The organism is Micromonospora desertarenae (genome assembly GCF_056150265.1).
The window spans coordinates 55,501-69,492 of the sequence record NZ_JAXCFQ010000015.1 but is presented as its reverse complement, the minus strand read 5'-3'; the positions used below and the strand labels follow the sequence as shown (position 1 = coordinate 69,492).

Annotated in this window: 10 protein-coding genes and 1 pseudogene; 5 read left to right on the top strand and 6 right to left on the bottom strand. The window is 74.9% G+C overall.

Translation table 11 applies throughout. The features are described 5' to 3' along the window. Positions 1–73: 73 nt before the first annotated feature. The 4 genes and pseudogenes from SM577_RS26175 (at position 74) to SM577_RS26160 (ending at position 4,303) form a co-directional block, all read left to right on the top strand. On the top strand, positions 74–1,120 hold the full coding sequence (locus SM577_RS26175; protein ID WP_474581809.1) for a FecCD family ABC transporter permease: 1,047 nt from the start codon (positions 74–76) through the stop codon (positions 1,118–1,120). Then, positions 1,117–2,208, top strand: coding sequence for a FecCD family ABC transporter permease (locus tag SM577_RS26170; RefSeq protein ID WP_474588206.1), 1,092 nt, complete (start codon positions 1,117–1,119; stop codon positions 2,206–2,208). Before SM577_RS26175 ends, SM577_RS26170 begins: the two co-directional genes overlap by 4 nt. 62 nt (positions 2,209–2,270) lie before the next feature. Next, positions 2,271–3,122: pseudogene (locus tag SM577_RS26165) on the top strand (ABC transporter ATP-binding protein); the annotation flags it as partial. A gap of 236 nt (positions 3,123–3,358) precedes the next feature. Beyond that, a complete protein-coding gene (locus SM577_RS26160) occupies positions 3,359–4,303 on the top strand; it encodes an ABC transporter substrate-binding protein (protein ID WP_302922892.1) in 945 nt (314 codons plus the stop codon). A 107-nt stretch (positions 4,304–4,410) separates the two neighbouring features. On the opposite strand, the gene SM577_RS26155 is transcribed toward SM577_RS26160, so the two are convergent. The 6 genes from SM577_RS26155 to trmB all read right to left on the bottom strand — a co-directional run bounded on the left by SM577_RS26155 (position 4,411) and on the right by trmB (position 13,321). Beyond that, positions 4,411–5,316: an endonuclease domain-containing protein gene (locus tag SM577_RS26155; protein ID WP_474588205.1), complete on the bottom strand. Its 906-nt coding sequence runs from the start codon at positions 5,314–5,316 to the stop codon at positions 4,411–4,413. A gap of 218 nt (positions 5,317–5,534) precedes the next feature. After that, entirely contained in the window at positions 5,535–6,179 is a 645-nt protein-coding gene (locus tag SM577_RS26150) for a hypothetical protein (RefSeq protein WP_302922894.1), read from the bottom strand. 192 nt (positions 6,180–6,371) lie between these two features. Next, positions 6,372–6,863 carry an SRPBCC domain-containing protein gene (locus SM577_RS26145; protein ID WP_474588204.1) on the bottom strand — a complete coding sequence of 164 codons (492 nt, stop codon included), beginning with the start codon at positions 6,861–6,863 and terminating at the stop codon, positions 6,372–6,374. A gap of 222 nt (positions 6,864–7,085) precedes the next feature. Continuing rightward, a complete protein-coding gene (locus SM577_RS26140; protein ID WP_474588203.1) occupies positions 7,086–9,824 on the bottom strand; it encodes an ATP-binding protein in 2,739 nt (912 codons plus the stop codon). A gap of 196 nt (positions 9,825–10,020) precedes the next feature. After that, complete coding sequence (locus SM577_RS26135) at positions 10,021–12,525, bottom strand: DEAD/DEAH box helicase (RefSeq protein ID WP_302922897.1); 2,505 nt, start codon at positions 12,523–12,525, stop codon at positions 10,021–10,023. Positions 12,526–12,607: 82 nt separating this feature from the next. Continuing rightward, complete coding sequence (trmB, locus tag SM577_RS26130; protein WP_474581813.1) at positions 12,608–13,321, bottom strand: tRNA (guanosine(46)-N7)-methyltransferase TrmB; 714 nt, start codon at positions 13,319–13,321, stop codon at positions 12,608–12,610. Positions 13,322–13,453: 132 nt separating this feature from the next. Between trmB and SM577_RS26125 the strand changes: the two genes are divergently transcribed. Further along, positions 13,454–13,987, top strand: coding sequence for a hypothetical protein (locus SM577_RS26125; RefSeq protein WP_302922947.1), 534 nt, complete (start codon positions 13,454–13,456; stop codon positions 13,985–13,987). Positions 13,988–13,992 lie beyond the last annotated feature (5 nt).

The following is a 13,992-nucleotide window of genomic DNA, read 5'->3' as shown; positions in this document are numbered from 1 at the left end:
GTCCGCGAGTTAGGTCGGGCTAAGTCGGTCAGCTAAGGTAAGGCGTACCTAAGCGTGAACGTGCAGGAGATCCGTGACCACCCTCGCCACCCGACCGGCGCCCGCCGGCGGCCGGATCGGCGGCCGTGGCGGCCGCCGGGTGGCGGTCACCCTCGCCGCCGCGCTCGCCCTACTCCTCGCCGTGCTGGCCAGCTTCGCGCTGGGCAGTCGGCCGCTCGCGGTCGACCAGGTCTGGCACGCGCTGGTCGCCCCGGACGGCGGCGAGGCCAGCACCATCGTCCGGGAGCTGCGCATGCCGCGGACCGCCCTCGGGCTGGCCGTCGGGCTCGCGCTGGCCGTCGCCGGGGTGCTGTTCCAGGCACTGACCCGCAACCCCCTCGCCGAACCCCGGATCCTCGGCATCAGCGCCGGCGCGTCGACCGGCGTGGTGCTGGCCATCTCCGTCTTCGGCATCGGCACCCTCGCCGGCTACGTCTGGTTCGGCATCGGCGGCGCGCTGCTGGCCGGGCTGCTCGTCTTCGCCGTCGCCAGCCGGGCCCGGGAGGGCGCCAGCCCGGTCACCCTCGCGCTGGTCGGCGCGGCCCTCGACGCCAGTCTCGCCTCCGTGGTGTACGCGCTGCTCAGCATCGACGCGCGCACCTTCGAGGAGTACCGGTTCTGGGTGGTCGGCGGGCTGACCGGCCGGGACCTCACGGTGGCCGCCCAGGTGCTGCCGTTCGTGCTCGCCGGGCTCGCGCTGGCCGCCCTGGTCGCCCGCGGCCTGGACGCGCTCGCCCTCGGCGACGACGTCGCCCGGGGCCTGGGGCACCGGATCGGGCTGGTCCGCGTCGGCGGTGGCGCGGCCGCCGTCCTGCTCACCGGCGCCGCGGTCGCCGCCGCCGGGCCGATCGCGTTCGTCGGGCTCGCCGTGCCCCACCTGGCCCGGGCCCTGGTCGGCGCCGACCACCGCTGGACCCTCGTCGTCTCCGCGCTGCTCGGGCCGGCCCTGCTGCTCGGCGCCGACGTGGTTGGCCGGCTCGTCGCCCCGCCCGGGGAGGTGCCGGCCGGCATCGTCACCGCGCTGATCGGTGCCCCGCTGCTCGCCTTCCTGGTCCGCCGCGCCAAGGTGGTGACCGCGTGAGCGCCCCGGTAGCGCCGGCCCCGGCCGCCGAGCCGACGACCGCCGGGCCCGGGATCGCCGGCCTGCCCGGCCGCTCGCTGCTGCGGGTCGGCCCGGTCAGCCTCCAGGCGCGCCGCCGCTCGGTGCTGGTCGCCGCCGCGCTGGTCGTGCTGCTGCTGGTCGCCGGGGTGCTCAGCCTCTCCCTCGGCACCCCGTACGTCGCCCCGGCCGACGTGCTGCGCGCCCTCTCCGGCGCCGGCACCCCGTACGACCTGGTGGTCTTCGACCTGCGGCTGCCCCGGCTGGTGCTGGCCGCGGTGGCCGGCGCGGCGTTCGGGGTGGCCGGCACCCTGATCCAGAGCGTGGCCCGCAACCCGCTGGCCAGCCCGGACGTCATCGGCATCACCCAGGGCGCCGGCCTGGCCGCCACGGTGGCGCTGACCACCGGGGCGGCGGCCGTGGTGGTGGCGCCCGCCGCGCTGGCCGGCGGGCTGGCCGCCGCGCTGCTGCTGCTCGTCCTCGGGGCCCGGCACGGGCTGGCCGCGCAGCGGTTCGTGCTCGCCGGGGTGGCGGTCGCCTTCGCGCTGCGGGCGCTCACCGAGGTGGTCATGCTCACCGCCGACCCGATCGACGGGCTGCGGGCGCAGATCTGGCTGATCGGCACGCTCGCCGGCAAGGGTTGGACCGAGACGGTCTGGATCGCGCTCACCCTGCTGGCGCTGCTGCCGGTGCTGCTCTGGGCCGGTTGGGCGCTGAACAGCTCGGCCCTGGACGACGACACGGCCCGGGGGATCGGGCTGCGTCCGGTGGCCCGCCGGATCGGGCTCGCCGTGACCGGGGTGCTCGCCGCCGCGGCGGTCACCGCCCAGGTCGGCGCGGTCGACTTCGTCGCCCTGGTCGCCCCGCAACTGGCCCGGCGGCTGGTCCGCGCGGAGCGCCCGCCGCTGCTCTGCGCCGCGCTGCTCGGCGCGCTGCTGCTGGTGCTGGCCGACCTGGCCGGCCGGCGGCTGTTCGCCCCCACCCAGTTGCCCGCCGGCGTGCTCACCGCCGCGATCGGCGGCCCCTACCTGATGTTCCTGCTGCTCCGCGGCCGCCGGCGGTCGTCGTGACGTCCGCCGACCCGGGCCGTCGCGGTCCGGCCCCCGACAGCCGACCCCTCGAAGGAGGCGCGATGCTCTCCACCCGCGACCTGGTCGCCGGCTACGACGAGCGGACCGTGCTGGACGGGCTGGACCTGGAACTGCCCGCCGACGCGTTCACGGTCATCGTCGGCCCGAACGCCTGCGGCAAGTCCACCCTGCTGCGCACCCTGGCCCGGCTGCTCACGCCCCGCCGCGGCACCGTGCTGCTGGACGGCACCGCCATCCGGGAGCTGCCGACCCGGGAGGTCGCCCGCCGGCTCGCCGTGCTGCCGCAGAGCCCGCTGGTGCCCGAGGGCGTCACCGTCGCCGACCTGGTCGGCCGGGGCCGGCAGCCGTACCAGCGCTGGTGGCGGCAGTGGTCGGAGCAGGACAGCGCCGCGGTCGACCGGGCGATGGCGCTCGCCGACGTCGCCGGGCTGGCCGACCGGCCGGTGGACACCCTCTCCGGCGGCCAGCGGCAGCGGGTCTGGATCGCCATGACCCTCGCCCAGGACACCGAGGCGCTGCTGCTCGACGAGCCGACCACCTTCCTCGACCTCGCCCACCAGGTCGAGGTGCTGGACCTGCTGCACCGGCTGCGGGTCGAGCGCGGCCGCACCGTGGTGGCCGTGCTGCACGACCTCAACCAGGCCGCCCGGTACGCCGACCACCTGATCGCGATGCGGGCCGGTGCCGTGGTGGCCGCCGGGCCGCCCCGGGAGATCCTCACCGCCGACCTGGTCCGGGACGTCTTCGGCCTGGACTGCGTGGTCGTGCCCTGCCCGGTGACCGGGGCGCCGCTGGTGGTGCCCGCGCTCACCAGCCCCACCCTGGCCACCCCGCCGGCACAGTCCACCCCGGCCGGCGCCGCCGCCCCGGCTGCCGGGCCTGCCGGTGCCGGCCGGGCCCGCGCCCCGGGCGCCGGTTCCGCCGGTGCCACCTCCTCGGGTGCCGCGTCGTCCGACGCCGCCCCGGGCGCCGGTTCGGCCGGTGCCACCTCCTCGGCTGCCGCGTCGCCCGACGCCGCCCCGGGCGCCGCCCGGTCCGGCGGCGCCCCCTCCGGTGCCGCGCCGTCCGGCGCCACCCCAGCCGTCGGCGGGAACGCTCTCGCCGGCTCGTACCCCTCGGAAGGAATCTGATGCGTCGTCTCGTCGCCGCCCTCGCCGCGGCCGCCGTCCTCGGCGTCGGGCTCACCGCCTGCGGTGAGAGCGACCCGGTCGCCGGCACCACCACCGGGGAGACCCGGGAGATCACCCACGCCATGGGCACCACCAAGGTGCCGGCCGAGCCGAAGCGCGTCGTCGTGCTCGACACCGACAAGATCGACACCGCGCTCTCCCTCGGCATCACGCCGGTCGGGGCCGCCACCGCCGGTGAGGCGAAGAGCTGGCCGACCTACTTCGGCGAGGAGAAGCTCGCCGGCATCAAGGAGGTCGGGGTGCTCACCGAGCCCGACCTGGAGGCCATCAACGCCCTCAAGCCGGACCTGATCCTGGGCAGCAAGTTCCGCCAGGAGAAGTTCTACGACGAGCTGAAGGCCATCGCGCCGACCGTGTTCACCGAGAAGGTGGGCGTCACCTGGAAGGAGAACTTCCTCCTCGACGGCAAGGCGCTCGGCAAGGAGCAGCAGGCCAAGGACCTGCTGACCACGTACGAGACGCGGGCCAAGGAGTTCGGCACCAAGCTCGGCGACGCCGCCAACCGCAAGATCTCCATCGTCCGCTTCATGCCGACCGAGATCCGGGTCTACGGGCCGGACTCGTTCTCCGGCATCGTGATCGGCGACACCGGCCTGGGCCGCCCCGAGCGGCAGCAGCTGACCGGCAAGGAGGACCGGCGGATGGACCGGGTCAGCCCGGAGCGGATCGGCGAGGTGGACGGCGACGTCATCTTCGTGACCGCGTACGGCGAGAAGGCCGCGGCCGAGCAGGCGAAGGTCACCGGCGGGACGCTCTGGAAGGCTCTGCCGGCGGTCAAGGCGGGCAAGGCGCACGTGGTCTCGGACGAGATCTGGATGACCGGCATCGGTGTCGGCGCCGCCAACAAGATCCTCGACGACCTCCAGAAGTACCTCACCGCCTGACCCCCCTGCGCGCCTCGGCGCGTCCAAGATCGCACTCGATCCCGGATGTAGTGGCCTCGCACCCGATGTGAGGCCACTACATCCGTGTTGTAGCGGGATCTTCTGGGTCATCCGCGCGGCCGGTGACCCCGGGCGCGTAAAGCTGCCCGGACCTCGGCGAGGAAGCCGTCGAAGTCGTCGCGGAGACGCCGGGCGGTCAGGTGCAGGACGATCCACTCGCCGCCGAGGAGCTGGTTGAGGCGACGACGGTCCCGGTGGAACTGTTCGGGATCGTCGTGCCAGAGCCCGTCGTACTCGACCGCGACCCGGTACCGGGGCCACGCCAGGTCGAGCCGGGCGACGAAGCGGCCCGCGTCGGTGACGACGTACTGGGTCCGCGGGCGGGGCAGCCCGGCCAGCACGAGCCGAACCCGGGCCCGCGACTCCTGGGGCGACTCGGCGCCCGGGTCGGCCAGGTCGACCGCCCGCAACAGCGACCGCCACCCGCGACGACCAGCCCGGTCCAGGGCGTACTCGCGCAGCGCTGTGAGGTCGGTGAGCCGGCGGGCGAGCAACCCGTCGATCACGACCACCGCCTCCACCACGTCGAGCCAGCGGGCGACGTCCCAGCAGGTCCGGGCCGTACTGGTGACCGGGATGCCGGCCCAGTCGACGATGTCGCCAGGATCCGTCGAAGCATGCCGGACCCGGAGGCCGGCCGCCGGCCCCGTGCGGGCCGTCGGCGGCACCAGCACCTCGACCGGCTCGGTCGACGCGGGCCGGCCGACGCCGTAGAGGGCGGCGGCCGAGCGGCCCGCGATGGCCGAGCCGGGCGGTACCAACCATCGCGCGACCGCCGCACAGCGGGTGCGGTGGGTCACCGTGAGGTGCGCGTCGGCGTAGACATCGCGGAACAGCGGCCGCCAGGCCGAGCTGCGCAGGTCGTTACGGGTCAGCAGGCCGCTGGAGACGGCGACCGAACCACGGAAGATCCGCCCGCGCAACTGCGGCGGACGGCGAGGGGCCTTCGGCATGCCGTCCACGCTGACCGATGGTGGCCGGCGACGCTGACCCCTGTGGATAACCCCGCCCGTCCCGGAACGGGCCGCCGCGTCCTGCCGGCCGAAGATCGTGCTCGAGCAAGGAAGTAGTGGCCTTCCGGGTCGTGGGAGGCCACTACTTCCTTGCTGTAGCGCGATCTTGCGGATCAGTAGGGATCAGTAGGTGGACCGAATCACGGGCGTGCCTGGGGTCAGGCGGCGGTGGACCAGATGGCGCGGAAGGCGGCCGCTTCACCGGCCAGCCAGTGCTCGATCTGGTCGAACTTGGCGCCCTCGGGCATCCGGTGGGCCTGGCCGCGCCGTACGTCGACCAGGACCGGCTCGGCGTGCGGGAGGATGTGGTCCATGTGCCGGGCCATCAGGTGCAGGGTGGCGAGCACGGCCTCCTCGCTCGGCGGGGTCTCGTCGAAGTGCAGCCGGACGGCCTCGGCCCGGCCGTCGGCGTGGCGTACGCCGAAGTGGGGGTTGATCTTGACGGGCAGGTCGCCGAGCATGGCGAGTGCGTCGCGGGTCTGGGCCAGGTCGACGGCGGTGGGCTCGCCCAACGAGCGCAGCCAGGCGGTCGCGCCCGGCACCAGCGCCTGGTAGAGCGGGCGCCAGCGGGGCTTGACCACGTCGACCACCTGGTCGAGGTGGGTGCCGCCGGTGTGGAAGGCGATGTCGGCCTTGAGCGCCTTGACGAACTGGCCGTGCGGGTTGAAGCCGGAACGGCTGGCTCGCTGCTTGCGCAGCCCGCCGACGAAGGTGGCCTTGGTGGGGCCGGTGCGGTCGACGTAGCGGGTGAAGCCGAGCAGCGTGGCGTAGGGGGTGAGCGGCGTGGAGGCGGGCGCGGTCACGGTCGTCCTCCCAGGTCAGGGCGTCGATTAGTACATACATTCTAATAGACGGGTCTGACATCGCCCAGGGAAAGTTGGCCGCCATCCGGCCCGGTCCGGCCGGTCCACGCAGCCGGTGGCGACCGGCACGACGGTGGCGCAGGGGCGGCCGGGAGCCGGTGGGGAACGCCCCGGCTCCCGGCCGCCACACCGTCAGCCCGCCACGCCGGTGCCGGTCTCCAGCAGCGACTTCAGGTCGCTGAGGACGAAGGACCAGCCGCCGCCGGTGCCGGGCAGGGCGCCGCCGACCAGGGCGGCCGTCTGCGGGGCGTCGGTCACGTCGTGGGTGACCGTGAGGGTGGTCAGCCCGCGCTCGTCCTGGCCGATCTCGTACGTCAGCCGGCTGGGCGTCTCGACGGCCATGCCGGGATCGCCGATCATCCGCCAGGTCAGCGCCAGCCGGGTGTTCGGGTCGGCCTCGATCACCTCGCCCTCGACCACGACCACGCTGACGCCCGGGCCGACCATCGCCTCGCTGGCGTACTGGCGGAACGCCCCGCCCGGGCGGGTGTCGATGTCGACGCGCCCGCCGTAGCCGTAGCGCTGGGTCCAGTCGGACTGGGTCAGCGCCGTCCAGATCTGCTCCGGGGTCGCCTTCAGGTAGACGCGGTAGGTCTGTACCTCGGTCTGTTGCAGGGTGCTCATCCTTGCTGCTCCTCGCGGATCGGTTGGCCGACACCCGACTGGCGCCGGCGTCCCCGTCAGCCTCCGCCGCACCGGCTGGACGGACATCCGTGCCGACCACGGATCCAGCCACGGATCGGGCCACGGACCGTGCCAGCGGCTGGCGACCCGACCGCCGCCGGCGACCGGACCACCGGGTCGGTCGGTGCCTCGACCCGGTCGGTCGGAGAGCGTGAACCTGGGTCAGCGGTGCGGCGGCGCGATGCCCAGAGCTGTCAACTCCGTCCGCGCCTCGGCTTCGCGGCCGGGCAGCAGCGCCAGCGTGCAGGCGTACTCGGCGCGGGCACCGAGGCGCTCCCACCGGGGGAGCGTGGCGGCGATCGCGTCGGGGTCACCGGTCAACCGGCCCCGCGCCCGGGCCAGGCAGGCGGCGGCCCAGGCGTTGCCGGCGGTCGACCGCTCGGCGGCCGCGAGCCGTCCGGCGGCGTCCGGCAGGCCGGCGGCGACCGCGAGTTCCGCACCGACGGCGCGGGCGTACGTGTCGTAGCGGAAGTTGGGGAACTCGCCGAAGCTCTGCTCGACCAGGCCGGCCGCCTCGGTGAAGTCCGCCAGGTGCAGGGCGACCCGCCCCGCCGCGAACACCGCCGACGCCAGCGAGGAGACGTCCACGCCGGAGGTGCACCGGCGCAGCCGCTGCCGCCAGTACGGCAGGCCCGCCCGGTCACCCCGCAGTCCGCAGGCGAGCAGGGCGAACGCCATCGCGCTGGCCACGTCGCCACTCGGCGGACGCCCGTTGCGTCGCCAGCCGTCCCACAGCGTCTCCGCCCGCGCCAGCGCCTCGTCCAGCTCGCCGTTGAGGACCAGGGCCGGCACCATCGTGCCGATCGACCGGTAGGAACGGTCGCCCAGCAGGTCGTCCCGGTCCATCCGGCGAGCCACCCGCAGCGCGCCGGGCAGGTCCCCGGCCCGCAGCGCGACGGTGGCCGCGACGAGGAGGATGTCACCGATCTCCGGCGCCGTCCGCGGGTCGGTGCGGTCCAGCGAGTCCAGCAGCGCCAGCCGCTGCTCGCCGATCCGGCGGGCCTGCTCCGCCCGACCGCGCTGGGTCGCGGCCGTGCCCAGCACGTCCAGGCCCGCGCTCACCAGCACCGGGTCGCCACTGCGGCGGGCGATCCGTTCGGCGTCCTCGGCCAGGGCCGGATCCGGGTCGTACGGCCGAGCGCCGGCGTGCCACGCCGCGGCGATGGCGAGCGTCGCCGCGACCACCGGGTCGGCGGCGTCCCCGGCGGCGCGGGCCCGTTCCAGCAGTCCGGTGAGCCGTTCCCGGGAGATGCCGGTGGCGATCCGGCCGTCGAAGCGGTGGACCAGCTCGACCACCCGGGCCAGGGCGAGCGCCTCGGCCTTGCCGTCGCCCGCCACGCCGGCCTGGTCGGCGGCCGCCAGCAGCAGGTTAAGCACCCGTGCCCCCGGTTCGGTGCCGATCAACGCGCAGTCCGCCGCGCTGCGCAGGTCCCGGGCCGCCTCCGCCGGATCACCGGCCAGCACGGCCGCCTGCCGGTAGTAGTCGAGCGACTCGGCCAGGAAGCGACGAGCGTACGTCAGGCGGCCGAGGGCCCGGGCCAGCCGGTGCGCCGCCGGGTCGCGGCCGGGCGCGCGACCGAGCAGCGCGGCGCGCAGGTCGTCGGCGACCAGGTCGTAGTCGTCGCGCCAGTGGCCGTCCAGCCGCCCGGCGAGGTCTGCCGCCACCGAGGCGGCCCACTCCAGGTAACGGTCGGAGACGTCCCCGCGCGCCGGGTCGGCGTCGAGTTGCTCCCGGGCGAAGGCGCGGACGGTGCCGAGCAGCCGCCAGCGGCCGGGATCCCGCTCCCGGGTCACCAGGCTCTTGTCGACCAGCCGGCCGAGCAGGTCGGCGCTGCCCGCCGGGTCGCCCGCGCCGCACACCGCCGCCGCCGCGGCCAGGTCGAAGCCGCCGGCGAACACCGAGAGGCGCCGGAACAGCGCCTGCTCGGCGGGTCGCAGCAGGTCGTAGCTCCAGCCCAGGACCGCCCGCAGGGACCGGTGCCGGGCGTCGGCCCGGCGCGCGCCCGCCAGTGCCCGGAGCGGGTCGGCGAGCGCGGTGAGCAGACCGGCCGGGCCCAGTGACGCGCTGCGCGCGGCGGCGAGTTCGATGGCCAGCGGCATGTTGTCGAGCCGGCCGCACAGCTCGCCGACGAGCGCCGGGTCGCCCGGCACGTCCGCACCGGCGGCCCGGGCCCGGTCGTCGAAGAGGGTCCGCCCTTCCGAGCCGGAGAGCGGTCCGATCCGGACCACCCGCTCCTCGGCGGCCCCCAACTGCTCCCGGCTGGTGGCCAGCACGGTCACCCCGGGACACGCGGACAGGACCTCCGTCACGAACGCCGCCGCCGCGTCCAGCAGATGCTCGCAGTTGTCGATCACGAGCAACAGTCGCCGGGTACCGAGTTCCGCCGTCACCGCGCCGAGCAGCGGCTGACTCGGGGCCGGGGTGACCCCGAGCGCGGCGGCCACCGCGGGAACGACGTATCCACTGCGGACCGGCACCAGGTCGACGAAGGCGCCACCGTCGCGGAACCGGGGCGCGAGCTCGGCCGCCAGCGCGGTGGCGAGTCTGGTCTTGCCCACCCCGCCGGGCCCGACGAGGGTCACCAGCCGGGCCTCGGTGAGCACCGCCGCCACCTGCTCGCGTTCCTGCCCTCGGCCGACGAAGCTGCTGGCGGTCGGCGGCAGTCCGGTGACGCGGGGCGGGGCGGCCGGCGGCCCCCCGCCGGCCGGGGCGGCGAGCGCGGACAGCGCCCGCCGGTCGGGCACGCCGTGCTTGCGCAACAGCGACGAGACGTGGCTTTCCACGGTACGGACGGAGATGAACAGCCGTGCCGCGATCTCCGCGTTGGTGCGGTGCTCACCCAGCAGGGCGAGCACCTCCGCCTCCCGGGCGGAAACCTGCGTCTCCCGCGGTCCGCTCATCGGCCCGTGCGGTGCCACCGCGGGCCGGCGTGGCGCGCTGCTCGGTCTCCCACGTTGGCAGGGTACGGCGTCGGGCCGAGTGGCCGTCCGCACCGCCGCCGGCGCGCAGACCCCGACCGCGTGCCTGGCGCCCGGAGCCGGCCGGCGGCGTGCCCAGCGCCGGCCGGCGGCATGCGCACGGCGGCCGGCGGCGCGCCTAGAGCTGGCCGACCGCGGTGATCCGGACGACCGCCGCGCCCACCTCGTCCGAGGCCGCGAGGTCGACCTCGGCGCTGATCCCCCAGTCGTGGTCGCCCTCGGGGTCGTCGAGGATCTGCCGGACCGTCCAGCGCTCCCGGCCCTGCTCGATCATGAGCAGCGCCGGCCCGCGGGCGTCCGGCCCGGTCCCGATCGCGTCGTGGGTGTCGAAGTACGGCTCCAGCGCGTCCGCCCAGGCGTCCGCGTCCCAGCCGTCCGCGCCGTCCAGCTCGCCGAGGAGATCCCAGCGGCGCAGGGCGGCCAGCTCCACCCGGCGGAACAGCGCGTTGCGCACCAGCACCCGGAACGCGCGGGCGTTGCGGGTGACCGCCGGCGGCCGCTCGTCCAGGGTGGAGGCGACCTCGGCCACGTCGGACGGGTTGCGCAGCCGCTCCCACTCGTCGATCAGGCTGGAGTCGACCTGCCGGACCAGCTCGCCGAGCCACTCGATGAGGTCGACCAGCTCCTCGGTCTTGGCGTCCTCGGGCACTGTCTGCCGCAGCGTCTTGTACGCGTCCGCGAGGTAGCGCAGCACCAGCCCCTCCGAGCGGGACAGCCCGTAGAACTGCACGTACTCGGTGAAGGTCATCGCCCGCTCGTACATGTCCCGCACCACGGACTTGGGCGAGAGCTGGTGGTCGGCCACCCACGGATGCCCCTGCCGGTACATCTCGTACGCCGACTCCAGCAGCTCCGCCAGCGGCTTGGGCCAGGTCACCTCGTCGAGCAGTTCGAGGCGGGCCTCGTACTCGATGCCCTCGGCCTTCATCGCGGCGACCGCCTCGCCGCGGGCCTTGAACTGCTGCGCGGAGAGCACCTGGCGCGGGTCGTCGAGGATCGACTCGATCACCGAGAGCACGTCGAGGGCGTACGACGGGGACTCCCGGTCCAGCAGCTCGATCGCGGCCAACGCGAGCGGCGACAGCGGCTGGTTGAGCGCGAAGTCGAGCTGGAGGTCGACGGTGAGCCGGACCCGCCGCCCGGTCTCGTCCGGCTCGGGCAGCTCCTCGACCACCCCGCCGGCGCGCAGCGCCCGGTAGATGGCGATGGCGCGCCGGATGTGCCTGCGCTGGGCGGCGCGGTCCTCGTGGTTGTCGGTGAGCAGGTGCCGCATCGCGGCGAACGCGTCGCCGGGCCGGCCGATGACGTTCAGCAGCATCGAGTGGCTGACCTGGAAGCTGGAGGTGAGCGGCTCCGGTTCGGCCTCCACCAGGCGCTGGAAGGTCGGCTCGCCCCAGCCGATCGACCCCTCCGGCGGCTTCTTCTTGACCACCTTGCGCCGCTTCTTCGGGTCGTCGCCCGCCTTGGCCAGGGCCTTGGAGTTCTCGATGACGTGCTCGGGGGCCTGCACCACCACCCGGCCGACGGTGTCGAAGCCGGCCCGGCCGGCCCGGCCGGCGATCTGGTGGAACTCGCGGGCCTTGAGCAGCCGGGTCCGCGTCCCGTCGTACTTGCTCAGGCCGGTGAAGAGCACTGTGCGGATCGGCACGTTGATGCCCACGCCGAGGGTGTCGGTGCCGCAGATGACCTTGAGCAGGCCGGCCTGGGCGAGGGTCTCCACGAGCCGGCGGTACTTGGGCAGCATGCCCGCGTGGTGCACGCCGATGCCGTGCCGGACCAGCCGGGACAGCGTCTTGCCGAAGCCGGAGGTGAACCGGAAATTGCCGATCGCGCTCGCGATCATGTCCTTCTCGGCGCGGGTGCAGACGTTCACGCTCATCAGCGCCTGCGCGCGTTCCAGCGCGGCGGCCTGGGTGAAGTGCACCACGTAGACCGGGGCCTGCTTGGTCTCCAGCAGTTCTTCGAGGGTCTCGTGCAGCGGCGTCATCGCGTACGAGAAGAGCAGCGGGACCGGCCGCTCGGCCGAGCGCACGACGGCGGTCGGCCGCCCGGTGCGCCGGGTGAGGTCCTCGACGAACCGGGTGGTGTCGCCGAGGGTGGCCGACATCAGGACGAACTGGGCCTGCGGCAGCTCGATCAGCGGCACCTGCCAGGCCCAGCCCCGGTCCGGCTCGGCGTAGAAGTGGAACTCATCCATGATCACCTGGCCGACGTCGGCCCGGTCGCCCTCGCGCAGCGCGAGGTTGGCCAGGATCTCCGCGGTGCAGCAGATGATCGGGGCGTCGGCGTTGACGCTGGCGTCGCCGGTGAGCATGCCGACGTTCTCGGCGCCGAACACCTCGCAGAGCGCGAAGAACTTCTCCGACACCAGGGCCTTGATCGGCGCGGTGTAGAAGGTGGTCCGGTCGTCGGCCAGGGCCGCGAAGTGCGCCGCGATGGCGACCAGGCTCTTTCCGGAGCCGGTCGGGGTGTTCATGATCACGTTGGCGCCGGAGACGATCTCGATGACCGCCTCCTCCTGGTGGGGGTAGAGGTCGAGGCCGCGCTCCTTCGCCCAGCCGGCGAACGCGTCGTAGAGGGTGTCGGGGTCGGCGCTTCTCGGCAGCGCGGCGGTGAGCGTCATAGCGCGTCCATGGTGCCTGGATCATGACCCCGCGCGCCAACCGGGCCCACCGGCTGGCCGGACGGAGCCGCCGGCACCGGGGTCAGCGGCGGCGGTGCACCAGGTCGAAGATCTCCCGCCCGGCGGTCAGGGCACGCCGCTCGAACTTGGTCACCGGCCGGTGCGCCGGGCGCGGCGCGTAGCCGTCGTGGGCGTTCACCAGCCCGGGGTCGGCGTCCAGCGTCTCCCGCATCGCCGCGGCGTACTCGGCCCAGTCGGTGGCGCAGTGCAGCGTGCCGCCGGGCGCCAGCCGGGAGCGCAGCAGGGCGACGTGCGCCGGCTGGATGAGCCGCCGCTTGTGGTGCCGGGCCTTCGGCCACGGGTCGGGGAAGAAGACGTGCACCGCGTCCAGCGAACCGGCGGGCAGGGCCCGGACCAGGTCGAGTGCGTCGCCCCGGGCGACCCGCACGTTGCCCAGCCCGAGCCGCCGGACCAGGTCCAGCAGGTTGGCGATTCCGGGCGTGTGCACCTCGACCGCCAGATAGTCTCGATCCGGGTCGGCAGCGGCCATCGCGGCGGTGGCGTCACCCATGCCGGACCCGATCTCGAGCACCAGCGGGGCCCGGCGCCCGAACAGCTCGGCCGGGTCGACGGCGGTCCGGCCGTCGTCCGGGACCGGCAGGCCGTACGCCGGCCAGAGCTGCTCCAGCGCCTCGCGCTGGCGGTCGGTCATCCGGCCGCGGCGCGGGTGGAAGGTGCGGATCGACCGGGGCGCGGGCGGCGCGACGGTGGCGGGTTCGGAGTCGGTGGTGGTCACAGCGACCCGAGCGTACGCGACGGCCGCGCCGGATCGGATGTGATGTACGACCGGGGATGAGAGGATCCATCCCGTACGGCAGGCCCGGGCGCCTCGGCTGTCCGGCACTGCTCCAGCGCGCCGGGAGGGGGCATCGTGTCAGTGACCCGCGGTGGTCTGGCGCTCTCGGCCGCGGCCCTGCTCGCCGGCCCGTTGCTCGCTGCCCCGGCCCAGGCCGCACCGCTGGCCGCCCCCCAGCCGATCCCCGGCCCGACGGTCTTCGTCGAGGTGAGCCCGAGCACCGTCGAGCCGGGTTTCCTGGTCGGCATCAAGGCCAGTTGCAAGGACAACTCGATCCCGGCGATCGTCGTCTCGGACGCCTTCGGCCGGGTGCAGGTGCAGCCGCAGCGCGGGCTGCTGACCGCGGCGCCGATGGTCCGCGAGCGCACCCGGCCGGGCAACTACCGGGTCAAGCTGGAGTGCCCGGACGGCGAGACCGCCTCGACCATGCTCCAGGTGGTCAAGGCGGTGAAGCCCAGCCGCGGCCCGGCGACCGGGTTCGGCGGCGGTGCCGGCGGGATGACCGGCGGGCTGCTGATCCCCGGCGGGCTGGCGCTCACCGTGGTCGGCCTGGTCGTCTGGGTGCTGGCGCTGCGCCGGCCCCGTACCGTCCGCGCCCGACGCTGAGGCCG

What these genes read in the sequence shown, in the direction of transcription:
- SM577_RS26160 (WP_302922892.1), top strand. Translation starts at nt 3,359, where the DNA reads ATGCGTCGTCTCGTCGCCGCCCTCGCCGCGGCCGCCGTCCTCGGCGTC.
- SM577_RS26155 (WP_474588205.1), bottom strand. Translation starts at nt 5,316, where the DNA reads ATGCCGAAGGCCCCTCGCCGTCCGCCGCAGTTGCGCGGGCGGATCTTC.
- SM577_RS26145 (WP_474588204.1), bottom strand. Translation starts at nt 6,863, where the DNA reads ATGAGCACCCTGCAACAGACCGAGGTACAGACCTACCGCGTCTACCTG.
- SM577_RS26140 (WP_474588203.1), bottom strand. Translation starts at nt 9,824, where the DNA reads ATGAGCGGACCGCGGGAGACGCAGGTTTCCGCCCGGGAGGCGGAGGTG.
- SM577_RS26135 (WP_302922897.1), bottom strand. Translation starts at nt 12,525, where the DNA reads ATGACGCTCACCGCCGCGCTGCCGAGAAGCGCCGACCCCGACACCCTC.